The organism is Winogradskyella sp. Asnod2-B02-A, from assembly GCF_045063645.1.
Lineage (GTDB): Bacteria > Bacteroidota > Bacteroidia > Flavobacteriales > Flavobacteriaceae > Winogradskyella.
This window is the reverse complement of the sequence record NZ_JBEFOG010000027.1, coordinates 1,124,164-1,149,090: the sequence shown is the minus strand read 5'-3', so window position 1 is coordinate 1,149,090 and position 24,927 is coordinate 1,124,164. Positions and strand designations below refer to the sequence as shown.

General features: G+C 31.3%; 19 protein-coding genes and 1 tRNA gene. 11 read left to right on the top strand and 9 right to left on the bottom strand.

Going from position 1 to position 24,927, the window contains the following annotated elements:
- Positions 1-54 precede the first annotated feature (54 nt).
- The gene (locus ACJJVO_RS13025; protein ID WP_405574851.1) at positions 55-735 is read right to left on the bottom strand and encodes an SCO family protein; all 681 of its coding nucleotides are present in this window, start codon (positions 733-735) and stop codon (positions 55-57) included.
- Between the two features lie 86 nt (positions 736-821).
- Between ACJJVO_RS13025 and ACJJVO_RS13020 the strand changes: the two genes are divergently transcribed.
- The 3 genes from ACJJVO_RS13020 to ACJJVO_RS13010 all read left to right on the top strand — a co-directional run bounded on the left by ACJJVO_RS13020 (position 822) and on the right by ACJJVO_RS13010 (position 4,357).
- On the top strand, positions 822-2,756 hold the full coding sequence (locus ACJJVO_RS13020) for a M1 family aminopeptidase (protein WP_405574849.1): 1,935 nt from the start codon (positions 822-824) through the stop codon (positions 2,754-2,756).
- A 91-nt stretch (positions 2,757-2,847) separates the two neighbouring features.
- Positions 2,848-4,191, top strand: coding sequence for an RIP metalloprotease RseP (gene rseP / locus ACJJVO_RS13015; RefSeq protein ID WP_405574847.1), 1,344 nt, complete (start codon positions 2,848-2,850; stop codon positions 4,189-4,191).
- Between the two features lie 92 nt (positions 4,192-4,283).
- Positions 4,284-4,357 (top strand) — tRNA-Asn (locus tag ACJJVO_RS13010).
- Positions 4,358-4,762: 405 nt separating this feature from the next.
- Here ACJJVO_RS13010 and ACJJVO_RS13005 read toward each other — a convergent pair.
- The 5 genes from ACJJVO_RS13005 to hemH all read right to left on the bottom strand — a co-directional run bounded on the left by ACJJVO_RS13005 (position 4,763) and on the right by hemH (position 10,266).
- A complete protein-coding gene (locus tag ACJJVO_RS13005; RefSeq protein WP_405574845.1) occupies positions 4,763-5,542 on the bottom strand; it encodes an enoyl-CoA hydratase/isomerase family protein in 780 nt (259 codons plus the stop codon).
- 115 nt (positions 5,543-5,657) lie between these two features.
- Positions 5,658-7,130, bottom strand: a complete 1,473-nt coding sequence (locus ACJJVO_RS13000; RefSeq protein WP_405574843.1) for an ATP-binding protein — start codon at positions 7,128-7,130, stop codon at positions 5,658-5,660.
- Between the two features lie 130 nt (positions 7,131-7,260).
- A complete protein-coding gene (locus ACJJVO_RS12995) occupies positions 7,261-7,809 on the bottom strand; it encodes a CopD family protein (protein ID WP_405574841.1) in 549 nt (182 codons plus the stop codon).
- 64 nt (positions 7,810-7,873) lie between these two features.
- A complete protein-coding gene (locus ACJJVO_RS12990; RefSeq protein WP_405574839.1) occupies positions 7,874-9,229 on the bottom strand; it encodes an MATE family efflux transporter in 1,356 nt (451 codons plus the stop codon).
- Positions 9,229-10,266, bottom strand: coding sequence for a ferrochelatase (hemH, locus tag ACJJVO_RS12985; protein ID WP_405574837.1), 1,038 nt, complete (start codon positions 10,264-10,266; stop codon positions 9,229-9,231). The genes ACJJVO_RS12990 and hemH overlap by 1 nt, the downstream gene beginning before the upstream one ends.
- A gap of 308 nt (positions 10,267-10,574) precedes the next feature.
- Between hemH and ACJJVO_RS12980 the strand changes: the two genes are divergently transcribed.
- Positions 10,575-14,087 (top strand): TraB/GumN family protein, encoded by a 3,513-nt coding sequence (locus tag ACJJVO_RS12980; protein ID WP_405574836.1) that lies wholly within the window; start codon positions 10,575-10,577, stop codon positions 14,085-14,087.
- A gap of 126 nt (positions 14,088-14,213) precedes the next feature.
- On the opposite strand, the gene ACJJVO_RS12975 is transcribed toward ACJJVO_RS12980, so the two are convergent.
- The 3 genes from ACJJVO_RS12975 to ACJJVO_RS12965 all read right to left on the bottom strand — a co-directional run bounded on the left by ACJJVO_RS12975 (position 14,214) and on the right by ACJJVO_RS12965 (position 16,611).
- Positions 14,214-14,411: a hypothetical protein gene (locus ACJJVO_RS12975; protein ID WP_405574834.1), complete on the bottom strand. Its 198-nt coding sequence runs from the start codon at positions 14,409-14,411 to the stop codon at positions 14,214-14,216.
- 367 nt (positions 14,412-14,778) lie between these two features.
- Entirely contained in the window at positions 14,779-15,261 is a 483-nt protein-coding gene (locus tag ACJJVO_RS12970) for a hypothetical protein (protein ID WP_405574832.1), read from the bottom strand.
- Between the two features lie 450 nt (positions 15,262-15,711).
- Positions 15,712-16,611, bottom strand: coding sequence for a helix-turn-helix transcriptional regulator (locus ACJJVO_RS12965; protein WP_405574831.1), 900 nt, complete (start codon positions 16,609-16,611; stop codon positions 15,712-15,714).
- A gap of 209 nt (positions 16,612-16,820) precedes the next feature.
- On the opposite strand from ACJJVO_RS12965, the gene hemA reads away from it, so the two are divergent.
- The 7 genes from hemA (at position 16,821) to ACJJVO_RS12930 (ending at position 24,617) form a co-directional block, all read left to right on the top strand.
- Complete coding sequence (hemA, locus tag ACJJVO_RS12960; protein ID WP_405574829.1) at positions 16,821-18,068, top strand: glutamyl-tRNA reductase; 1,248 nt, start codon at positions 16,821-16,823, stop codon at positions 18,066-18,068.
- Positions 18,061-19,641: a hydroxymethylbilane synthase gene (gene hemC, locus ACJJVO_RS12955; protein WP_405574828.1), complete on the top strand. Its 1,581-nt coding sequence runs from the start codon at positions 18,061-18,063 to the stop codon at positions 19,639-19,641. Before hemA ends, hemC begins: the two co-directional genes overlap by 8 nt.
- Before the next feature lie 58 nt (positions 19,642-19,699).
- Positions 19,700-21,451: a TrkH family potassium uptake protein gene (locus ACJJVO_RS12950; protein ID WP_405574827.1), complete on the top strand. Its 1,752-nt coding sequence runs from the start codon at positions 19,700-19,702 to the stop codon at positions 21,449-21,451.
- A gap of 30 nt (positions 21,452-21,481) precedes the next feature.
- Positions 21,482-22,198 carry a potassium channel family protein gene (locus ACJJVO_RS12945; RefSeq protein ID WP_405574825.1) on the top strand — a complete coding sequence of 239 codons (717 nt, stop codon included), beginning with the start codon at positions 21,482-21,484 and terminating at the stop codon, positions 22,196-22,198.
- Position 22,199: 1 nt separating this feature from the next.
- Positions 22,200-23,228, top strand: a complete 1,029-nt coding sequence (hemE, locus tag ACJJVO_RS12940) for a uroporphyrinogen decarboxylase (RefSeq protein WP_405574824.1) — start codon at positions 22,200-22,202, stop codon at positions 23,226-23,228.
- Positions 23,229-23,301: 73 nt separating this feature from the next.
- On the top strand, positions 23,302-24,096 hold the full coding sequence (locus tag ACJJVO_RS12935; RefSeq protein WP_405574822.1) for an EI24 domain-containing protein: 795 nt from the start codon (positions 23,302-23,304) through the stop codon (positions 24,094-24,096).
- Positions 24,097-24,098: 2 nt separating this feature from the next.
- Positions 24,099-24,617 carry a GNAT family N-acetyltransferase gene (locus ACJJVO_RS12930; protein WP_405574820.1) on the top strand — a complete coding sequence of 173 codons (519 nt, stop codon included), beginning with the start codon at positions 24,099-24,101 and terminating at the stop codon, positions 24,615-24,617.
- Positions 24,618-24,927: the final 310 nt, after the last annotated feature.

The window sequence follows — 24,927 nt, the reverse complement described above, 5'->3', positions numbered from 1 at the left end:
AAATTTATTAGTGTAAAAAGTAACACAATGAATATTTAATTGTGTTACGAACTTTTACAATTTATCAAAATACTTTAAGGTTTCAATATCTTCTAAAATACGCTCAATATCTTCTGGCTTAGTACCATCATAAAAACCCCTAATTTGACGTTTCTTATCAATGAGCATAAAGTTTTCGGTATGGATCATATCATATTCATCACCATTGCCATCTGTTTTTACAGCAAGGTAACTTTTTCTTGCTAGTTCATAGATTTGTTTTTTATCTCCTGTAACTAAATTCCACTTTCTGTCTATAACCCCTTTTTCAATCGCATACTTTTTTAGTTGCGCAACACTATCAATTTTTGGAGTTACTGTATGTGAGAGTAACATAACGTCCTCATCATTAACAATTGCTTTTTGTATTTGTTCCATGTTTTTAGTCATTATTGGGCAAATAGTTTGGCAGGTTGTAAAAAAGAAGTCTGCTACATATATTTTATTCTTATAATTATCTTGTGTTATGGTTTCACCGTTTTGATTGGTAAGACTAAAATCTGCAATCTTATGATATTTTAATTGATGTTGAATTGTGCTATCCACTAATTCTTCGCTTACCATTGCTGGCTGATAAATTGGCAATGGCTGCCTAACATTCAAGACATTATAGATAATTGTAACAATAACAATTGACAATATGGTAAAGAAAATCGCGAAGTTTTTATAGCCTTTAAAAAATGAAATAAACGACATTACGGAGGTGTTAAAAATAAATTGAAGCCCAAAAATACAACCGAATATCAATAAATACTTTATTTTTAACACTAAAAATGAGAGCTATGACACGAATTTTCACATGCTTAATATTTCTATTTATACTTCAAATAAACGCACAAGACTTTAATGATACATTGAATGCAATTAGGTCTGCAGAAGCCAATACAGCTTTACTTCAAATGAGAAATTCTCAAAACGAGAATACAGGAAATTATGATGTTAAATACCATCGCTTAGAATTAAATGTAGATCCTTCTCAAGCCGAAATTTCTGGTGATGTTACTACTTATTTTGAAGCAAAGGAACCTATGACAGAAATCACTTTTGATTTAGCTGACAACATGATTGTTTCTCAAGTTTTGCAACGTGGTAACAGCTTAAGCTATAGCCAAAACGCGGAAGACGAATTAGTTATTACTTTACCACTTACTCAAGCGCAAGGTGTTTTAGATTCGTTAACAGTAAGTTATTCTGGCAACCCTATAAGTTCTGGGTTTGGTTCTTTTGAACAAACAACCCATAATGGTGACCCTATAATTTGGACACTTTCTGAACCTTATGGAGCAAAAGGATGGTGGCCTTGTAAACAAGATTTAATAGATAAAATAGAAGAGATAGACGTATTTGTTACAACACCAGAGCTTAACCCATCAAATGAGAGCTATGTAGTAGCTTCAAACGGACTAGAAATAAGTCAGACTGTTTCTAATTCTGAAAAAACAACGCATTTTAAACATCAACATCCAATTCCTGCATACTTAGTCGCCTTTGCAGTAACAAATTATGAAGTATATTCTCATCAAGTTCCTAATAACGGAAATCCTTTTGATATTGTAAATTATGTATATCCAGAAAATTTAACAAGTGCTCAAGCAAGTACAGCTGTAACTGTAGATATCATGAATATTTTCACCAATTTATTTGAAGAATATCCTTTTGCAGACGAAAAATATGGTCATGCCCAATTTGGTTGGGGAGGAGGCATGGAACACACCACAATTTCGTTTATGGGTTCTTTTAATAGAAGTCTAATTGCTCACGAACTTGCTCATCAATGGTTTGGTAATAAAATAACATGTGGTAGCTGGAAAGACATATGGCTAAACGAAGGTTTTGCGACTTACTTAGCGGCATTAGCTATTGAAAATTTAGATGGAGAAGCTAATTTTAAATCGTGGAGACAACAGACCGTAAATAACATTACATCTGGTCCAAGTGGATCTGTATATCTTACAGACCAAGATACAACAAGCGTAAATAGAATCTTTAGCAGTAGACTAAGTTATAATAAAGGAGCTATGGCGTTACATATGTTAAGACGTAAACTAGGTGATACCGACTTTTACCAAGGCATGCAAGATTATTTAGACACACCTGCACTAGCTTTTGATTATGCTAAAACACAAGATTTTATTGATGCCATGGAATTAACAACTGGTGAAAATTTAGATGAATTTTTTAATGATTGGATCTATAACCAAGGTTACCCAAGCTACGGTGTTAACTGGAGTCAAAATGGAACTCAATTACAAATTACGTTGTCACAAACGCAAAGTGATTCATCTGTTTCCTTTTTTGAAGCAGGCGTTCCTGTAAGAGTTATAGGTACATTAGGAGAAACTTTAGACCTTGTTTTGGATCACTCAACAAATAATCAGCAATTTTTTGAAACTGTGAATTTCATAATTCAAGAGGTGCAATTTGATCCAGATTATCATTTAATCTCAAAAAACAATACGATTACCTTAAGTACTTCAGATTTTAATTTTAATTCTGAAATCACGCTATACCCTAACCCAACAACCTCAGTAATACATATTGTAAAACCAGAACATACAGAGATTAAAAACATTAAAGTATATAATAGCTTAGGTCAATTATTACTACAACAACACTGGACTCCCGAACTTGATTTAACCAACTTAGCATCAGGTATCTTATTTGTACAATTTCAAACAGCAGACCAAATAGTAAATAAAAGAATAATAAAAATTTAGCGAAGTATTGCATTTAATTTTTTGGCATTTATTTAAAAATTCATTTGATATAAAAGCCTTACTTTTGCAAATCGAATTTTGAAAAACTCACATGGAATTTATTATAAAAATATCTCAATTTTTACTTAGTTTATCCTTGCTTATTGTATTACACGAGCTTGGACACTTTATACCAGCAAAACTTTTTAAAACTAAAGTCGAAAAGTTTTACCTCTTTTTTGATGTTAAGTTTTCGCTCTTTAAAAAGAAAATTGGTGATACTGAATATGGCATTGGTTGGTTACCACTTGGAGGTTATGTAAAGATTGCCGGAATGATTGATGAGAGTATGGATAAAGAACAAATGGCATTACCACCTCAGCCATGGGAGTTTCGCTCTAAACCAGCTTGGCAACGTTTAATTATTATGCTTGGTGGTGTTACCGTTAATTTTATATTGGCCTATGTAATTTATGTCGCTATTTCTTTTACTTATGGAGATGCAGATATAAAAGTAGATAGTTTAAAGGATGGTTATTGGATAGATAATCCGACATTACTAGATATAGGTTTTAAAACAGGAGATAAAGTTTTAGCTATTAATGATACACCAATTGTAAATGATTCTGATATTGGTTTTAATCTTATAAGCGCAAAATCTATAACCATTAACAGAGGTGGTGAAGAAAAGATAATTGATTTACCAGAAGATTTTTTAGGACAATACTCATCAAGTAAAAGTAAACTCAACTTTGAATACCGAGTTCCTTTTATGATTGCAGAAGTTCCAGATTCGTCATTAAACGCTAAAAAAGACTTAAAAGTTGGTGATATTATTACAAGTATTAATGGAAAGCCTTTAAAGTATTTTGATCAATTAGAAGACGCAACTAAAGGTTTAGAAAACTCCACAGTAGCTGTAAAGATTTTACGTGAAGATAACACAACCATCAATGAAGATTTATTTTTAGATAAAGATGGTAAATTTGGTGTTCTAAGAACTATCAATCCACCTCGATTTGAAGAGTTAGGTTATTACGACATTTTCAGGAAAGAGTATACTTTTGGAGAAAGCTTTGCTGCAGGAGGACGTAAATTCACAAAAACAATCACTAATTATTTCGACCAATTAAAGGCTATCTTTAACCCAAGCACTGGTGCATACAAAGGATTAGGAGGTTTTAAAGCTATTTACGATCAATTTCCTAGCGCCTGGAGTTGGCCTTATTTTTGGGGATTAACGGCTTTTCTATCTATTATGTTAGCCATACTAAACTTGCTACCTATACCAGCATTAGATGGAGGACATGTGATGTTTTTATTATACGAAATGATTTCTGGTCGTAAACCAAGTGAGAAATTTTTAGAAAGAGCACAAGTTATTGGGTTCTTTATTTTAATTGCTTTGGTGTTATTTGCCAATGGTAATGACATATTTAAAGCCATCACAAATTAATTTTTTTTAATTTTAACAAAAAAAATAATATTTCATTTTGTAATAATGAAAATACTATATATATTTGCGCTCGCTAACGCGAAAAATAACCTTCCTCTTTAGCTCAGTTGGTTAGAGCATCTGACTGTTAATCAGAGGGTCCTTAGTTCGAGCCTAAGAAGAGGAGCAAACAAAACCGATACGAAAGTATCGGTTTTTTTGTGTTTTATAGGTTCTTACGTCTTTACTTTTCAATATGGCACTTACAATCTTTTAGAACAAATAAGAAGCTTATGCAATTGCGGTTGTAGACTTATTTTGATAACTCACAAGCTTACATACAGCGTAGTTGCATTTATTTAATATCAATTTTGAGCAGTAATTAGTTAAGATTAATGTTTTTAGGTACAAAACCACAAGATACCTTTGTATAAAAATAACAAGTAACTTATGTACCTAATATTTAAAATCCAATTACTAATAATGAGTCCGCTAATTTTAGCTAGCTTCATTTTATTGACGCCATTATATTATTTCTATAAAATAACATCAAAACGTGTTTTAGCAAACTAAATTCACCCAAAACAGATATCTACTTACCTGGAAAATCAGCTTTACGTTTCTCTAAAAAAGCAGTAGTTCCTTCCGCAAAATCTTCAGTACCAAAGCATTTACCAAATTGCTTAATTTCTACTTTATAACCATCTTTACCATCTTTATAATTAGCGTTAATTGCTTTTATAGCTTTAGCAATGGCAACAGATGAATTACGCATAATTTTACTTGCCAATTTCTCTGCAAAAGGCAATAATTCTTCTTGCGCAACAACATGGTTTACCAATCCGTAGTTTAAGGCTTGGTTTGCATCAATCATACCTGCTGTCATTATCATTTCCATCGCTCTACCTTTACCAACTAAATGCGGTAATCGTTGAGTGCCACCATAACCCGGAATTACACCAAGAGAGGTTTCTGGCAATCCCATTCTTGCATTAGTACTAGCAACTCTAAAATGACTAGCCATTGCCAATTCTAATCCACCACCAAGTGCAAAGCCATTAACAGCTGCAATTACAGGTGTACTTAGATTTTCTATAAAATCAAATAATAACTCTTGACCTTCTGCCGCAAGATTTCCACCTTCTTTTACACTGAAATTTGCAAACTCGCTTATATCTGCACCTGCTACAAAAGCTTTTTCTCCACTACCAGTAACAATGATTACTTTAGTATCATCATCATTAGCGCTCTTAAAAGCCTCATGAAGTTCTTTAATAGTATCAATATTTAAAGCATTTAGCTTTTTTGGTCTGTTTATAGTGATAGTTGTAATTCCGTTTGAATATTCTGAAAGAATGTTGTCGTAATTCATTTAAATCTATATTTTATTCCCTTGACTTTAGGGTATTATTATTTGTGTTTTCAGTTTTTTATTACAAACCATATATCTCTAATAATAGAATTTAGATAGTCTGCTATGAGGCTCCTTATTGAGAAGGAAGCTTTTGATTTTTAGGAAAACTCACAGTGAAAATTGTCCCTTTTCCTAACTGAGTCGTAAAGGTAATACTTCCGTTATAAGTTTCTACTATGTTTTTCACCATAGCTAAACCTAATCCCATTCCACTTGATTTGGTAGTAAATTTAGGTTCAAAAATTTTAGACTTAGTATCCTCTGCTATTCCAGAACCATTATCTTCAATAGTGATATTAACATTATTACAATTGCTAAAAACACGTACTTCTATTTTAGGGTTTTCAGAATCATCAGCAATTGCCTGAATCCCATTTTTAACCAAATTAGTAACCACTCTAATTAATTGTGTTCTATCAAATTTAGCAATGATTTCTTCAGCTTCAGGATAAAATTCAATGTAATGTTCATTAAAAATATCCAATGCCAATTTAACCACATGCACAACATTGAGATTTTCACTTTTTTGAGCCGGCATTTTTGCAAAATTAGAAAATGCAGAAGCAATAGAACTCATAGTATCTATTTGTTGAATCAGTGTATCACTATATTCATCTACTTTTTGATGTATGTTTTCGTCTTCTGGATCAAACTTACGTTGAAAACTCTGAACTGTTAATCGCATTGGTGTTAACGGATTCTTTATCTCATGTGCCACTTGCTTCGCCATTTCTCGCCAAGCCTGCTCACGTTCATTTGTTGCTAAAACTACAGCACTCGCCTCGAGCTCATCAATCATGCTATTATAAGCATTAACTAATGCATCTATTTCTTCGCTAGAAGTTTCTATCTGAATTTTCTTATTCCGTTTTTCTAATCGTGTTTCATTCATTTTATCACTAATCGTTTTCAATGATTTAGTAATAAATTTAGATATGAAATAAGCAAAAATAATAGCCACAAGAATTAATACTAAATAAGCATACGCTAAACGCATCAAAAATTCTTTTAGCTCCTTATTTAAAAAATCATCATTTTCTAAATATGGTAAATTTAAAATGGCTAAAGTTTTAAATTTTTCATCCGTGATATAAGAATAGGATGATTGAAAAGTTTGACCTGCCTCCTTGTTTTTTACGACATAACGATGTTCTAAAGTATTAGACAAGGTGTTTAAAATTTCGGCATTTAAACAACTCTGTGTCGTATCTCGCTGAATCGATCGTTTTGAGCTTTTTAATAATTGCCCATCTAAATCATACAAATTAACCTGTAGACTATGTATGGCATCAATATCAAATATTTCATCTTTAAATATTAATGGAATATTCTCTGTTGTAACAGGATATGTAGTTTCTCTAATAACAAAATCAATACTCTGCTTTATTGCTTTTTCTTTACGCTCCAATCGCTCCTTATGGTAATCTTTAGCCTCCTCACGATACTGATAAATGGTTACAGCAGCTATTAAAACTGATGCAACTAATACCAAAAGTATCATATTGATCACTATTCGAGCCCTTAAAGACAGACGTTTTTTAGTCATAGAAATGCCCATTAGGATGGGTATCTTTTAATTTTGAATTATAACTTTTAAATATAGCAATAATCAATCCAAAAGTGCGAACCACAAATCTCAAATTATAAAAACTGGAACTTTTTAGATTTAATATTAATTATGCCTCCGGATTTTTAGAGCGGATATTTTTATACAATTTGAAACCTAGCATAATTAAAACTCCTAAAACTACCATACCCACAATTCCAAAAATCCAATTGATAGAACTTTTAAGAATCACTAGAAAAACCACTGCGAATAAAATAAAAGTTGCTCCTTCATTCCAAATTCGCATAAAACTAGAGGTCACTTTAACCTCATCATTTTGTAGTTGCTTATAGTAAATATGTGTTTTATAATGATAGATAAACAGTAAAAGCACAAATAATAATTTTACATGCATCCAACCCATTTGAAACCAACTTGGCATTAAAATCATTAACCAAACAGCAAATAATGTTGCCAATATTGCAGAAGGCCAAGTGATAATAAACCACAACCGTTTAGACATTATCTTTAATTGTTTGCCTAATATTTCCTTTTCTGGTGATGGTTTGTGAAATGCTTCTATTTGATATACAAATAATCTTGGAATGTAAAATAAACCAGCAAACCATGTGATTACGAATATAAGATGTAAAGATTTTATGTAGTTGTAGTATTCCATTTTTAAAAAAAATTGAGTATTGAGAGTAGATTGATAAATTAAAACTAAAATTACGGATTAAAACCTATTCAATCGCTTCCGTTTTTAAATTTAACTTCACTTCTCTATGTAAAAAATAAGCCGTCACAATGGTTGATAATACATCTGAAATTGGAAATGACATCCAAATACCTAATTCACCAAAATAAAACGGCATAATATACATTAAAGGAATAAAGAAAATGGCCTGTCTCGTCAATGTGAGCAATAATGCTGGTAGTGCTTTACCTACAGCTTGAAAATAAGCTGCACCAATAAGTTGTAAAGCTACAATTGGCACGGCTGCAAAAGTCCACCTCATATTACTTGGCGTCACTTTAATGACATCCACATCTGTTGTAAACCATTTTGTTATAATTTCCGGAAAAACCATTAATGCAATAAACACAACTGTTCCTAAAATAGCAGCATATTTTATGGCTGTATAAATCGATTCTTTTACACGATCGTATTTTTCTGCTCCATAATTAAAGCCAGCAATAGGAATAAATCCTTGGGTAATTCCAAAAACAGGAAACAAAGCAAACATGCTTAATCTCCCAACAATAGCATAGGCTGTTACAGATGTTTCGCCTCCAAAATTATACAGTGCATTATTAACTAATAAAAATGTAACACTTACAATGGCTTGTCTTGCCAATGTTACAAAACCTAATGATCCAATTTCAGAAACGATACTTTTATCTAATCTAAAATGTGAAAGATTTATTTTTAATTCTGAATTTTTAGACAGAAAATACCATACAATAAACAAAAAAGAAACCACATAAGAACCTGTAGTCGCCCATGCAGCTCCAGCCATTCCGTAGTCTAAAACATTTATAAATAAATAATCGAGAATTAAATTTCCTACTGAAGGAATCATCATGGCATACATAGCAAATTTAGGCTTCCCTTCTGCCCTAATCACCGTATTTCCCATCATTACAAATCCAAGAACAGGTACTCCGTAAAGTATAATTTCGTAATATACCTTTGCAGGATCGAAGATGTTTCCCTTACCTCCAAAAGCAGGAATTAAGGTATCTACAAAATACAATCCAAAGACCGCAAATGTTACTGTAAATAAAAGTGTTAATGTTAATTGATTTCCAAATGTTTTTAGAGCTTTTGCAATGTGATCTGCACCCAATGCTCTCGAAATAATAGAAGAACCTCCAATACCAATAGCCATACCAAGCGCTGCAATAAAAAACGAAACTGGTAAAACAACATTTATAGCAGCAATAGCTGTTGAGCCAATCCAATTACCAACAAAAATAGTATCCACTAAAATATTTAGCGACATCACCAAAATACCAATAGACGCAGGCAAAGCTTGCTTAATCAGTAATTTTCCGATAGGTTGATTCCCTAAATCTTGTGCGGATACATTTGCCATTACTCAGCTTTATTTTCAGCAGCTGCCCATTCATTTATCATATTAGCCATCACTTCAGCAAAATCATCACGGTCATTAAGACATGGAATTACCGTAAATTCTTCCCCTCCCATTTCATGAAAAATTTCTTCGCCTTCCATCGCAATTTCTTCTAAAGTTTCTAAACAATCACTTACAAAAGCTGGTGTTACAATGGCCATTTTTTTTGTGCCTGCTTTACCCATTCTCTCTATTGTTCGGTCTGTGTAAGGCTGTAACCATGGATCAAAACCAAGTCTAGATTGAAACGTAGTAGAATAGGTGCCATTTTTTAAACCTAGCTTTTTAGCTACGTTTACAGTGGTAATTTCACATTGGTGACGGTAACAAAATTCGTGTTGCTTACTACCCTTTTTAAAACAACATTTACCATCCATTTTGCAATTACCATTGGTTATATCACTTTTACGGATATGTCTTTCAGGAACTCCATGATAACTAAATAAGATATGTTCATAATCTAAATCATTCAACGTTTCCCCAATGCTTTTTGAGAGTACATTGATATAATCTTCACGCTTATAAAACGCTGGAGTTCTTGTAATTTTTATGTTTGGAAAATGTTCCGCAACCAATTCATCTACTTTTACGTCAATGGTCTCTGTTGTTGCCATGGCAAATTGTGGATATAACGGAACAGTCTTTATTTCAGTACAGCCTTTATCTACTAATTCTTGCAAGCCTTTTTTTATGGTCATGGTACCATAACGCATCGCCAATGCTACAGGATAATCTACTTTATTTTGCACTTTTTCTTGAAGTCGTTCAGAAAGTACAATTAACGGAGAACCCTCTTCCCACCATATTTTCTGGTAAGCAGCTGCTGAAGCCTTTGGCCTTGTATTTAAAATAATACCTTTTACTAATAATGTTCTAGCCCAAAGTGGCACGTCAATAACACGTTCGTCCATTAAAAATTCTCCAAGATATTTTTTAACATCCTTTGGACTTGGACTTTCTGGAGAGCCCAAATTCACTAATAAAATTCCTTTTGACATAGTTTCCTTTTTCAAATGCAAAAATACAATACTAATTGCAATACTAAATTATGGTTTCTATTGGTTTTATTTATCGTTACATTATCAATATCTCATTTATTTAAAAGTTAATAAATATGAAATATTCATCGCTAATTGCCGTTTTTTATAGACTTTTATAGAATCTATATGGCTGTTTAAAGGAATTAAATATCTTTACAAGCCCTGATTACGTTTTATGATGAAACACGCATGTTCAATTTTTATCACTTAGAAAAATAAAAATAACGAACAGCCTGCACACTTAAAAAGTCAATAAACACAGACACATGAATAAAAACTTAGCCATATTCTTCACACTATTCACAATAGTTGCATTCTCACAACAACAATATCAAAGTTTACTCTGGAAAATTACAGGAAACGGACTCGAAAAACCTTCCTATCTCTACGGCACCATGCACGTGAGCAAAAAAGTCGCTTTTCGTTTAGATGATGTTTTTTATAAAGCCTTAGAGAAAAGTGATTGTATTGCTTTAGAATCTGACCCAACAACATGGCCTGGATTTAATTATGAGATGATGCTTAGTCAAATGGCGGCTTACAACAATTACAGTACCGATTTTTATACAAATCTTTTTAAGCTAACACATCCTGAAGAAATGGCGATTAGAGGCTCTGTTAGAATGGATAATAATGCGGTGAATGCTTATTTATATAGAAAAAGTAGTTCTTCGGATAATTTTGAAGAAGAAACGTATTTAGACATGTTTATTTTTCAAGCCGGAAAGAAACATAATAAAAAAATATATGGCTTAGAAGATTTAGCAGAATCTAGATACTTAACGACCAAAGCAGCTTATAATGCCAATAAAAAAGAGTTAGATCCATGGGTACAAAAACTGTATGCTAAGGAGAACGCTTATTTAATACAAGAAAACCTCTATAGAGATAGAAACTTAGACCTTTTAGACTCTATAGGAGCTGGTGTAAACACGGAATTCTACAGAGAGAACATGCTATATATTAGAAATAAAAATATGGTGATTTCTTTAGAAGAATTGATGCCAACCAAATCTGTATTTGCAGGTGTTGGTGCTGCACATTTACCAGGAGATCAAGGCATGATTAACATGTTGAGAAAAAGAGGTTATACTGTAAAAGCACTGACCTCTGAACAAACAGATTACAGCAAAACGGAAAAAATAAAATTAGATAGCCTTTTTGTAACACCTCAACTTAAAAAACACGACACTCCAGATGGCTTTTTAAGTATTAACACCTACGACAAATTACGCGAATTCTCATATGCTGGACAAAAATACTACCTAGATCCAGATATGACAAATGGTGCTTATTTAACCATCAATAGAATTAGTCGTTTTACTTATTTACCAAACGAAAAAGAACATATTACCCTTAAAGACATAGACCATTTATTGTATGAAGATATTCCTGGAGATATTATTAAAAAGGAAGAGTTAACCACACCTTATCCTGGTATAAGCATCGTTAATAAAACCAAAAAAGGAGAGTTTCAAAAATATCATATTTATCAAACTCCCTTAGAAATTATTATTATAAAATTTGCAGGTCGAAGTGATTTTGTTCTAAAACATGAAGCTAAAATTTTTAATGATATTACCTTAAAGACTCCATCAAGCACTAATGAATTGTTTGTATCTCCAAATAATAAGTTTCAGGTAGATTTCCCAGAATATTATGTAACTAGCAATATGCATAATTACGGTAAAAAGTTAATAGAAGGCTATAAAAATGACGCCTATTATTTTGTTGAAGAAGCCGTTTTAAATGACCTTTCTTATATTGAAGAAGATAGTTTTGAAGCTAAATATTTTCATCATGCTTTATATAAAAACTATAAGCTTAACGAAGCTAAAGGTGGTTTTAAAGCTGGTGATTATAAAACATATGAATCTTATGCTGTATTAGATTCTACAACCCATAAAAACTTATATTTAAAAACCATAGTAAAAGATGGTAGCTACTATCTTTTAGGTTATGTAGGCACAAATGCTGAAGATAAAAACGCCTTTTTTAAATCTTTTAAATTCAACAAAACGGATTATAGCGATTTTGAAAAAGTAGCTGACACTTCTTTACATTTTTCAGTAAAAACCAATGCCAAAGCACCAACACCTAATCCTTATGGATACAATTCCAATGGAGGAACCAAACCTAAAGATTATGAACAAAATATAAAAGAAACCATTTATTCTACACATGCCAATGAGCAAATTACGGTATCAAGAACAAAGTTTCATGATTTACAAATGTTTCATAACGCTGATAGCCTTTGGAAAGAATTAGAAGACAAAGTAAATTATAGATCATATTATTACCATGGATTAAAAAAGTTTAAAATCGGTAATCGTTCGTCATCTAAAACCGACTCTACATATACACATCGTTTTAGTTATTCAGATTCATCTAGCTCAAAGCAAGTGTTGGTGAAAAACATTTTAAAGGAAGGGGTTCTTTTTGAATTAAAAACTTTAGTAGATTCTATAAGTGGTCCTTCAACATTTGTAACTGAATTTTACAATTCATTCACACCTAAGGACACCCTTTTAGGTAAAAATGTACTTCAAGATAAAACAAAACAATTTTTTGAAGCTTTAAGAGCCAATGATAGTTTAGTGTTTGAATCATATAATCTCATAAAATTCAAAAAACACAACAGCAAGGATATTGTCTCTATTCTTAAAGATTTTGAGTTCGATAAAGAGCGTCTAAACATTAAGTCTTATTTAGTAGAACAACTTATTGAAATAGATTTAAAAAACAACCTGCCATTTATAAAACAACTGTATCACGATAGTTATTCTGATCCTCAAACCCAAACCTCTATTTTAGAAGGGTTACTTCGATCTAACAAAAAAGAAAATTACAAAATTGCCTTAGAACTTATGGAACGTGATTTACCGTTAGGAAGCGTTGGCTCAATGTTTTATAATTATTACAAGAAAGATTCTTTAGAATTAAAAGCATCATTATTTCCAAAAATTTTAGAATACAGCACAATCTCAGAATATAAACAACCACTTTACAACTTATTAGCAAAAGTTAAAGATAGCGGATTGGTAAAACCAAAAACCTATAAAAAGTACAAAAACCAATTGATTAACGATGGTAAAATGGAAGTTAAGCGTAATTTGGGTAACTACAATTATGGTTACAACACCTATTCTTATGAGTTAGCGACTTATGTAAGACTTATTTTCCCTTACCGCAATGAACGCACTGCGCAAGATTTCTTTGAAAAACTATTGAATGTAGACGATACAAACGCCTTAGTGAAATACTACGTATTGTTAACCGAAAAGAAAGAAGCAATTCCAACTAAGCTTGTTGAAAAACTTTTAGACGATGAGGAAAATCAACATTTACTTCTAGAAGAATTAGATGAAGCAAAACTTTTAAATAAGTTAAAATCTATAAATATTGATCAAAAACAATTCGCAAAATCTAAACTTTTATCTGAAGCCAATTACGAAAAAGAAACCGACTCTATTCAGTTTCTTTTTAAGCGCGATTTTGTAACCGACAAAGGCAAAAATGCAGTAATGTATTTCTTTAAGATTGATAAGGACGATGAATATGCTGGCAAGGTTGAAGCCTTACATTATATCTCATTCATTAAACCAAAAGACCCTACACAATTGGTTGTAGACTACTATTCTAAATCTGAAAGTTATGGTACCATAGTAGATAAAACTAAGGAGTTAGAAGAGCAATCTATAGAGATTCTAAATTTAGCAATTTACAAAGACCGACAACGTGTAACGCCAAGTGAACGTGATGGGTATTATGATTATTAGTGAATTTTTTATGTATATAATTAATATAAATTAACTTCAAGCTAAATAATTGCTTGAGGTTATAATAATTTTAAAAGTATGTAAACTATTCCTATTTAAAAATATTTGACCGACTTTTACCATCAGCTATTTTACACTTCGAATATTATCAGAATAATAAATTCCACTATCTATTTCTCTAATATCTAATTCTAAGATTACTTTCTTTTTTTCTTTGAATAAATCAACTTGTCTTAAATGTTTAATTTTTTCATTTTCAGATAGATATACTTTCATAATTGAGTCAGCACCATAATGTAAATAATTATGTTGTAGTTTCAACATTTCTAGTTCATCAAGTTTTAAAACATGTTTACTTAGTAAATAATTTTGATTTTTGGTATTTGTTCTACGATTATTCTTTGCTTCTTTATTAATACTAGATACAATACTATCTGCTTCGCTAAGAATCTCCCAATATAAATTCTCTTTTGCACCATATGCACTCGTAAAAGATATAGATCTAAATGATAAATTGGCGGTAACTGTTTTATTCTTTTTTTACACGAACTTAATACAATACAAAAGCAGAAGAAAAATAATATTTATTTAATAGTCTTGAAATTCATATTCAATTATTATTTAGTTACAGTCCCCATTATTTTCAAGAGAATTTCAACCATATTCATTCCTAGTTATTCTATTAGGAAAATCAATATTCCTTATTGTTTCTAAAATAAACCATTATTAATAATAACCAAAAAACAAAATAAGGAATGATGCTTATCATCGCTATATTACTATAATTACTTAAAGAATTTGGATTATTTGATAACAATAACAAAATAAAAACTAACGGCAATAAGATACTTAGCCATTTAAAGGTTTTTTCAATCACTAAAAAAAGAATATTAACATGAGCTATAATCGTAGCGAAAAATATTAAATAATGTTTAGTATTTTCTTTGTTAAATCCATTAGAAAAAATTTCAAAAACAGCACCGAACTCTATCAAAAAATAAGGTAGAGGAATAAACTTCTCACTATTTGTATCAATTAATATCACATATGAGCTAAGAAATAAAAGTATTACAACTAATTTCCTAATGGTTTTCAATTTGTTAAAAGATATAATTTTCATTTTATTTTTAATTACAGTTTGATGTAGATGTTCTTGGGCTATTATTGGATTCATTTTCTAATACTTCTAATTGAATATTTGACGCAGCTTCAAATTCTTCATCGACCAAGCAAAATACATATTAACCTGAAAACAAAATAATTATAGGAATTGCACTTATTACAACAATACTCAACTTAGCGATATACAAAGACCGTCAACGTGTAACGCCAAGTGGACGTGATGGGTATTATGATTATTAATCTGTACTTTTACTACAATTAAATAATTTCAAATAATTATAAGTATGAATTTCCTTTTAATGTTGTACCCAATTCAAATTATTGTTTTTATAACGCTAAATGTATTATTGGTTATTACAAGCCTAGTTTTAGCGGCAAAAAATGAAATTCGATTTCACTTTTTAATTTGGACTTTGTTGATTGTATTTTTACCGTTATTGGGTGGTATTAGCTACTTAATCAAGTATTACACATCTAATACTAAAACAAACAATTCGGTTAGTTAACTAGAAGCCGTTATATACTTCTTAGGCGTAGTCCCAAACTTCTTTTTAAAAGCCGCAATAAAATGGCTTCCTGTGCTGTAACCTACCTTTAGACCTACTTCGTTAACATTATAATCGCCAGATTCTAAAAGCTTACGAGCCACTTCCATTTTATAATCAAACAAAAAACTAAAAACAGAGTCACCATAAATCTGTTTAAACCCTTCTTTTAATTTTTTAAGACTTAAACCTATATCATCAGCAAGTTCCTGTAATGTTGGTGGTTCAGCCATATTAGCTATAATGATGTCTTTCGCTTTTTTTAGTTTAGCCACATTAACCTCATCAACTAAAAAAGGGCATTGCTCAATATCTGCATCTTCACTTCTATTAAAAAACAGGCTCAATAATTCGTAAGCTTTTCCCTTAAAGTATAAAGATTTAATAGAATTATTAAGATTAAAACTAATCAGCTGATTTAAAACTACAGCCATTGATGGTGAAATTTTACCATCTTTATAATATTTTTTATCCTTATTATCATCCGTTAAAAACGTAACATAATTTGCATCATCAGAAAATAACGAATGGAATTTTTTAATAGAAATTACTAAAGATACTAACCAAGAATGTGGTTTTAATTCTAAATGAATGGGTAAATCGCGTTGCGGATTATAAAGTAACAAAGAGGTCTCTTCTGCTATATTCAACGTATAATTTCCTTGATTAAACATAAATGCTGCAGAACCTTTATTGCAAAAATGAAATTGTATATAACTGCTATCAATCTCACGCTCAATAACTTTAATATTATCGCCATCGTTTTTACTCGTCAATAAAATAAAGCCATCTTCAATATTAATTTCGTCAAAAGTACCTTCAGCGTTACTTTTAGGAAGCGATTTTTCTAATTTCATTTCAATGTTATTTAGATTCGTTCTAAACAAAGACCATAAAAACCCTTGATTTCACTACAAAAATATGATATTTATCATCTTTATGTTAAAAACCAACCTAAAAAACCAGAATCGATACTTTAAGTTCCTCTAGCGTTGTTTTTTTATAAATATCAAAATTACATTTGCGCTGTTACTTTCCATAGTCAGGTAAACGAGTAAAGCAACACATGCCAAATAGAAGCAAATATTTTTACGCAATAGGTCTTAGCTATAAAAAAGCTGATGCGCAAGTACGTGGTCATTTTAGCCTAAGTGATGATGCAAAACAAAACGTTTTGTCTCAAGCTAAGGAAAATGGAATAGAAAGTCTTGTGGTAATCTCTACATGTAACAGAACCGAACTTTACGGTTTTGCAGAGCATCCTTTTCAATTAATTCAATTGTTATGTGAAAACACAAAAGGAACGGTTGAAGAATTTCAAGAAGTTGCTTACGTTCACAAAAATAAAGAAGCCATTAACCACATGTTTCGTGTTGGTTCTGGTTTAGACAGTCAAATTTTAGGTGATTTTGAAATTATTAGTCAACTTAAATTTGGTGCAAAAGCATCAAGAAAAGCAGGCTTATTAAATTCGTTTACAGAACGTTTAGTGAATTCTGTAATTCAGGCAAGTAAACGTATTAAGAACGAAACGGAATTATCTTCAGGTGCAACATCTGTATCTTTCGCGTCTGTTCAATATATAATGAATAATGTAGAGACCATTTCTGAAAAGAATATTCTACTCTTCGGAACAGGTAAAATTGGAAGAAACACTTGCGAAAATTTAGTAAAACACACTAAAAATTCGCATATTACTTTAATAAACAGAACAAAAACTAAAGCCGAAGAAGTTGCTGGTAAATTCAACTTAATTGTAAAAGATTACGAAAATTTAACCGAAGAACTTAACGCTTCAGACATTGTTATAGTTGCAACAGGTGCACAAAACCCAACGGTTTATAAATCTTTAATTTCAACTGAAAAACCATTATTAGTTTTAGATTTATCTATTCCTAAAAATGTAAACGAAGATATTACAGAACACGATAATATTACGTTAATACATTTAGATGATTTAGCTAAAATCACAGATGATACTTTAGAAAAACGCAAAGCATTTATTCCAGATGCTGAAGCGATTATCCTAGAAATTACAGCCGAATTTAATGCGTGGTTAGACACCTTAAAATTTGTACCAACCATACAGGCTATAAAACATAAATTGACAGATTTTAAAAATTCTGAATTCAATACACAGCGCAAAAAATTAACTGATTTTAATGAAGACCATGCTGAATTAATTACAAATAATCTAATTCAGAAAATCACTAATCAGTTTGCGCACCACTTAAGAGAAGACAGTAATTCTTCAGATGAAAGCATTGAGCTTATCAAAAAAATATTTCAGTTAGAAACTACCGATAATGTCTAAAATAATTCGCATTGGCACACGCGACAGCCAGCTCGCTATGTGGCAAGCAAAAACTGTTCAATCTCAACTTGAACATTTAGGTCATAAAACTGTCCTTGTTCCAATAAAATCAACGGGAGACTTAGTTCTCGACAAACCGTTGTACGAACTTGGTATTACAGGGATTTTTACAAAAACCTTAGATATTGCAATGCTTAAGGGCATTATTGATATCGCTGTTCATTCACTTAAAGATGTACCAACCGTTTTACCAAAAGGTATTATTCAGGCAGCAGTTTTAAAGCGTGGAAATATTAACGACACCTTAGTTTTTAAAACAAACGAAGAGTTTTTATCAGCTAGAGATGCAGTTATTGCAACAGGAAGTTTAAGGCGACGTGCACAATGGCTTAATCGATACCCAACACACACAATTGTTGGTTTACGAGGCAACGTAAATTCTAGACTAGAAAAACTTGAAGAAAACGAAGATTGGAATGGTGCCATTTTCGCAGGAGCAGGTTTAGGTCGTTTAGGTATTACACCAGAAAACTCTATTAATTTAGGGTGGATGATTCCTGCACCAGCACAAGGCGCTGTTATGATTACGGCTTTAGAAGCTGATGAAGAAACAAGAGCAATTGTAGCAGAAATTAATGACGAAGTCACTCAAATTTGCACATCCATTGAACGCGAATTCCTAAACCGCTTAGAAGGTGGCTGTACGGCACCAATTGGAGCCATTTGTTATATTAATAAAGAGGAAGAAGTTAATTTTAAAGGGATTCTTTTAAGTAAAGATGGCACTAAAAAAATAGAAGTTGCTAAAGTTGCGGCTCTTGGAAGTCACCATAATATTGCAGAATTCTGTGCGGATTATATCATCGGAAAAGGTGGTAAAGTTCTAATTGACGAATTAACACAAGGCGATAAGATTACTAATATATATTCCACTAAAAAACTGACTAACGACCAGGTTGCTAAGTTTCATGATGACGTGGTTGCGCAGAGCAATGATTCAGTAAAAATTAATCCTAACCGATTATCAAAGATCATCGTTCGTAACGAATTTGAAAACGTTATTATAACCAGTCAGAATGCGGTTGAAGCCTTATTGACTAACTTTTCTGCTGTAGAATTACAATTCAAAAATATCTATTGTGTAGGTCGAAAAACCAAGCGAATTATTGAAAAACGCATAGGAAAAGTGAAGCATTACGAGCAAAATGCAAAAGCTTTAGCTGAACACATGGTTGAATATATGGATGGTACAGAAGCAACGTATTTCTGTAGTAATTTAAGATTAGATACTATTCCAGACATTTTAGAAGAAAACAATATTAAAGTCAACGAAGTTGAAGCTTACGAAACTAAGTTTGATGCTGAAAAAGTAGAAGGCGATTTAGATGGTGTAATGTTTTATAGTCCATCTACCGTTCAAAGTTTCTTAAAGCAGAATAAAGCAAAAGGTATTGCATTTTGTATTGGCGAAACGACAGCTACTGAAGCTAAGAAGTATTTTGAAGATGTTAGGGTTGCTAAAGTGCCTTTAGTAGAAAGTGTTGTGGAGTTAGTCAACGCATATTACGCTTAAATTAAGGCAAATGTTTTTATTTTAAACTAGATTTTATCTTAAAATCCAGATTCTTAAAATGTCAAAATTAAAAGAACAATCTTGGCTAAATTACCTTTATCGATTTTTCGATATCATTGTTCTATTTTTTATTATTATCGACCTTGGTTATGACCATTCCGATAATTTTACCTCACCTCATGTCTTAGGGTTAATCGTTTTATCACTTTTATTAATTGTATTTAATACTGCCAAACTTTATATTTATAAGTATAAAAATAAGAAAAGAGTAGCCTTAGTAAATATTATAATTATTTCTGTTTTACTCTTAATATCAATAATAGTCTCTATTATACATATTAACAATGACTATCACTTTATATTACAAAAAATAAAACCAATACTAGAGCTAGGACTTGTTTTATACTTTCTATTAAGACTTCTTGTTTTTGTACGCTATATCTATGAGCTTTATTTCAATCCTGCTATTGTGTTTGTTGGTAGTTTTTTAATTTTAGCGATTCTTGGTGCATTTTTACTAATGCTTCCAAGTGCCACAACCAATGGTATTAGTTTTACAAATGCTTTATTTACTTCAACGAGTTCTGTTTGTGTTACTGGTTTAGCCGTATTAGACACTAGCAAAGATTTCACACTTACAGGTCAATCAATTATCTTAGTTTTAATACAATTAGGTGGTTTAGGTATTTTAACCTTTACGTCTTTTTTTGCATTTTTCTTTAGAGGAAGTTCATCATTTAAAGAAGGCTTAAATACTAAAGATTTTATTGCACAAGATGGCCTAAAAGATGTTTTTCGTGCTGCACTAAATGTTGTGACTTTTACATTAACATTAGAAATTATAGGTGCTATTTTTATTTATTTTTCCATATCAGAAAACGCAGTAATTTCAGATAAAGTTTTCTTTTCTGTTTTTCATTCTATTTCAGCATTTTGTAATGCAGGGTTTTCTATTTTACCATCAGGTTTGTTCGAAGAAAGCATTCGTTTTAACTATGGGTTTCAATGGATGATAATGATACTTATTATTTTAGGCGGATTAGGTCATAACATTATATTTAATTTCTTTAAAAAAATTAAAATTTCAATTTTCGAATTATTCGAAAATCACGGCATACATAAGCGTATTAATATTATAACTCTTAACACTAAGATTGTTATTTATACTACTGTTATTTTATTAATTGTAGGTTGGGTGTTTTTATTTATATCAGAATACAACAATACCTTATTAGAACACACCACCATAATAGGAAAATTAACCAATTCCGCATTTAGTTCTGTATCACCGAGAACAGCAGGTTTTAATGTGGTGGACTATAGTAAAATGACGGTACCTTCGTTGTTGTTTATCATATTTTTAATGTGGATTGGTGCTTCACCTGCTTCAACAGGTGGTGGTATAAAAACGAGTACATTTGCATTAGCTGTATTAAATATTTTGACGGTAGCAAAAGGTAAAAGTCGAATTGAAATTTTTGGAAAACGAATATCCTCAGAATCGACATCTAGAGCATTTGCAATTATATTTATATCGCTCATTGTCATTGGAATTTCTATCATGGCTTTATTAATATTTGAACCCAAAGGCACACCTATTTTAACTGTTGTGTTTGAATGTTTTTCTGCATTTAGTACTGTTGGTTTAAGTTTAAATTTCACACCTACTTTAAGCGAATCAAGTAAATATGTGATAATTGTAATAATGTTTATAGGTAGAATTGGTATGCTAAATTTAATGCTAGGATTGTTACGTCAAATTAATCATCAGTTTTACGAGTATCCAAAAGAAAATATTTTAATTAACTAAACGCTTTGCGAGGCTTATAATTTTTAGAAGATGAAAGTAATTGTTATCGGACTAGGGAATTTCGGAAATGCATTGGCATTGAGCTTAACCGAAACAGGCAACGAGGTTATTGCTATAGACAAAGAAATGGAAAAGATTAATTGGTTAAAAGACCAAGTCTCGCATACCATTTGTATGGATTCTACTATAGAATTAGCTTATAATGCTGTACCATTAAAAGATGCCGATAAAATTGTAGTTGCTATTGGTGAAAATGAAGGAGCTGCGATAATTACAACCGCTATTATTAAAAAACTATGTGATGTAAAGATTATTAGTCGTGCATTATCACCAATTCACGATACCGTTTTAGAAGCTATGGGTGTTCATAGCATAATTCATCCAGAGCAAGATTCTGCAAGACGATTAACGCAGCAAATAAATTTTAAATCTACTTTAGAGAATTATCAATTAGACAATAACTTTACAATTTCTGAAGTAAAAGCTAAAAAAGACTTTTTTGGAAAAACATTAAAGGAACTCGATACAACAAATAAATATAAACTGACACTAATTACTATTATCCGTGAAAAAGAGATAAGTAATTTATTAGGTAAAAAACGAATTATTAAAGAAAGTATTGGTCGGATAAATTCCGAAACTATAATACTAGAAAATGATACATTAGTCGTATACGGAAACAATAAAGACATTGAAAATTATTGCATAGGACAAGAAGAATACGATTTAAGAAATAAAGAAATATAACATGATAAAGAACGATTTATTTTTAAGAGCATTAAAAGGAGAAACGGTAGAACGCCCACCAGTATGGATGATGCGTCAAGCTGGTAGATACTTACCAGAGTTTATGGAAATCAAAGCTAAATACGATTTTTTTACGCGTTGCCAAACACCAGAATTAGCAAGTGAAATTACCGTACAACCGATTCGTCGTTATGGTATGGATGCTGCTATTTTGTTTTCAGATATTTTGGTAATTCCTCAGGCCATGAATATTGAGGTTCAGATGAAACCTAATTTCGGTCCTTATTTACCAAATCCTATTCGTTCTCAAAAAGATGTGGATAATGTCATTGTTCCAGATGTAAAAGAAGCTTTAAATTATGTTTACGAAGCTATAAAAGCAACCAAAGAAAAACTTAATGACGAAATTCCGTTAATTGGTTTTGCTGGTTCGCCATGGACTATCCTATGTTATTGTGTGCAAGGGCAAGGTTCTAAAAACTTTGATAAAGCCAAAGAATTTTGTTTTACAAACCCTATTGCTGCACATCAATTATTACAAAAAATTACAGATACTACGATTGCTTATTTAAAAGAAAAAGTGAAAGCGGGTTGTAATGCTGTACAAGTTTTTGATTCTTGGGGAGGCATGTTGTCACCAGTAGATTATCAAGAATTTTCATGGCAATATATTCAACAAATTATTGATGCCTTAAAAGATGATGCACCAGTTATTGCCTTCGGAAAAGGCTGTTGGTTTGCTTTAGATACTATGGCTAAATCTGGAGCTTCTGCTTTAGGTATAGACTGGACATGCTCTGCAAAGAATGCACGCTACTTAACAGGAGGAAATATCACTTTACAAGGTAATTTTGACCCAACACGTTTATTTTCGCCACCTGCTGAAATCAAAAAAATGGTTACTCAGATGATTAACGATTTTGGAAAGGATAAATATATCGTTAATTTAGGTCACGGAATCTTACCAAACATTCCATTAGAAAATGCCAAAGCATTTATTGATGCTGTAAAAGAATATAAAGCGCAGTAAGTTTAGTCATCAATTATTGTAACTTAAAGCCTGTTTTTGCGTCTTTTAAGTAATCATCATCAAAAACAATAATATGATAAAAAATATAGTCAAGGGTATACAAGCTTATTCAGGCACATTTGCGTTGATTTCAAAACTAAAACTTTGGAAATATTTTGCAGTTCCTATTATTATCAGCCTAATCACGGCAATAATTATTGGGCTTTTCACCTATGGTCTTTCTGATAATATGGGTCGCTTTATAGCTAAAATTTGGTTTTGGGATTGGGGAAAAGAAACCTTTACTTCTTTTGCCACTTTTATTGGAGGCCTAATGATTATTGCGATTGGCTTAATATTATATAAGCATATTATAATGGCATTATCTGCACCATTTATGAGTCCGGTTTCAGAAAAAATAGAAGCACACTTAACAGGAATAGAAAGACATAATCATAGAAAAACGACTTTTCAAGAGCAATTATGGAGAGGTATACGCATTAATGTTAGAAACCTTGGTAAAGAATTATTGGTTACCATACCAATATTATTACTAAACATTATTCCATTAATTGGCAGTATTGCTTCTACCATACTATTGTTTTTAGTGCAGGCTTACTATGCTGGTTTTGGAAACATGGACTATACCTTAGAACGTCATTTTAAATATAAAGAAAGTCTTCAATTTGTTAGAAAATATAGAGGAGTAGCTATTGGAAATGGGCTTGTATTTATGCTGTTTTTATTTATCCCAGTAATTGGAGTTATCATCGTATTACCATTAAGTGTAACAGCTGCTACTTTAAAAACGGTTGAACTTTTAGAAGTTGAAAACAGAATAGCTAGACCTACAAATAGTTTTGAAACACCTAAACATCTTAATACTTAAAGATGACAGCAAAATTTAACGGTTTTGAAATCAATCCCATGCATTTAGGCGACGCTTGGAAAGTATGTGATTTTTGTGTCTCTAATGCAGATAGATTAAAACGTTATTTTCCAAAAACTTTAGAACAAAATCTCAACCCAACTTTATCTCAATTATTTGTTGAAAAGATGGTAAAACAATTTGAAGAGAAAGAAACATTTTTATTCACATTAAAACATTCTGAAACCAGAGAGCTTGCAGGACTTATTTACATCAAAGAACTCGATTGGGAAACCAAACAAGGCGAATTTGCATATTGTATTGGTTATACTTTTGAAGGGCAAGGATTAACTTCAAAAGCAGTTAAAATGTTGTCAAAACATGCATTTACTGATTTAGGATTAGAAACACTTCAAATTATTGCCCATAAAAACAATTTATCTAGCGTAAAAGTGGCTTTAAAAAATGATTTTAAATGGGTTAAAACTTTAATTAATGAATTTACGCCAATTGGAGAATCGCCTTTAGATATGGAGTTGTGAACTATACAGACCTAGCAGGTTTTAAAAACCTAGCAGGTCTATTTTGCGTTTTAAAATAAACTATGGAATTACTAAAAAAAGAAAATTACTATCATATTTATAATCGTGGAATCAATAGCGAAACTATTTTTCAGGATGAAAATAATATGGCTTATTTTCTAAAGTTAGTATCTATATATTTAAGTACAAAAGTTAATGTTTTAGCCTATTGTTTACTCAACAATCATTTTCATTTCGCCATTGAAGTCACTTCAGAAACAAAAGAAATTAATCAAGCTTTATCCAATTTATTTAATGCTTATACTAAAGC

Excerpts from the sequence above, each read along its gene's own strand:
- ACJJVO_RS12970 (WP_405574832.1), bottom strand. The coding sequence starts at position 15,261 with ATGAATCCAATAATAGCCCAAGAACATCTACATCAAACTGTAATTAAA.
- hemE (WP_405574824.1), top strand. The coding sequence starts at position 22,200 with ATGATAAAGAACGATTTATTTTTAAGAGCATTAAAAGGAGAAACGGTA.
- ACJJVO_RS12965 (WP_405574831.1), bottom strand. The coding sequence starts at position 16,611 with ATGAAATTAGAAAAATCGCTTCCTAAAAGTAACGCTGAAGGTACTTTT.
- rseP (WP_405574847.1), top strand. The coding sequence starts at position 2,848 with ATGGAATTTATTATAAAAATATCTCAATTTTTACTTAGTTTATCCTTG.
- ACJJVO_RS12935 (WP_405574822.1), top strand. The coding sequence starts at position 23,302 with ATGATAAAAAATATAGTCAAGGGTATACAAGCTTATTCAGGCACATTT.
- hemA (WP_405574829.1), top strand. The coding sequence starts at position 16,821 with ATGCCAAATAGAAGCAAATATTTTTACGCAATAGGTCTTAGCTATAAA.
- ACJJVO_RS13020 (WP_405574849.1), top strand. The coding sequence starts at position 822 with ATGACACGAATTTTCACATGCTTAATATTTCTATTTATACTTCAAATA.
- hemC (WP_405574828.1), top strand. The coding sequence starts at position 18,061 with ATGTCTAAAATAATTCGCATTGGCACACGCGACAGCCAGCTCGCTATG.
- ACJJVO_RS12950 (WP_405574827.1), top strand. The coding sequence starts at position 19,700 with ATGTCAAAATTAAAAGAACAATCTTGGCTAAATTACCTTTATCGATTT.
- ACJJVO_RS12975 (WP_405574834.1), bottom strand. The coding sequence starts at position 14,411 with ATGTTGAAACTACAACATAATTATTTACATTATGGTGCTGACTCAATT.
- ACJJVO_RS12980 (WP_405574836.1), top strand. The coding sequence starts at position 10,575 with ATGAATAAAAACTTAGCCATATTCTTCACACTATTCACAATAGTTGCA.
- ACJJVO_RS13000 (WP_405574843.1), bottom strand. The coding sequence starts at position 7,130 with ATGACTAAAAAACGTCTGTCTTTAAGGGCTCGAATAGTGATCAATATG.
- ACJJVO_RS12930 (WP_405574820.1), top strand. The coding sequence starts at position 24,099 with ATGACAGCAAAATTTAACGGTTTTGAAATCAATCCCATGCATTTAGGC.
- ACJJVO_RS13005 (WP_405574845.1), bottom strand. The coding sequence starts at position 5,542 with ATGAATTACGACAACATTCTTTCAGAATATTCAAACGGAATTACAACT.
- ACJJVO_RS13025 (WP_405574851.1), bottom strand. The coding sequence starts at position 735 with ATGTCGTTTATTTCATTTTTTAAAGGCTATAAAAACTTCGCGATTTTC.
- ACJJVO_RS12990 (WP_405574839.1), bottom strand. The coding sequence starts at position 9,229 with ATGGCAAATGTATCCGCACAAGATTTAGGGAATCAACCTATCGGAAAA.
- ACJJVO_RS12945 (WP_405574825.1), top strand. The coding sequence starts at position 21,482 with ATGAAAGTAATTGTTATCGGACTAGGGAATTTCGGAAATGCATTGGCA.
- hemH (WP_405574837.1), bottom strand. The coding sequence starts at position 10,266 with ATGTCAAAAGGAATTTTATTAGTGAATTTGGGCTCTCCAGAAAGTCCA.
- ACJJVO_RS12995 (WP_405574841.1), bottom strand. The coding sequence starts at position 7,809 with ATGGAATACTACAACTACATAAAATCTTTACATCTTATATTCGTAATC.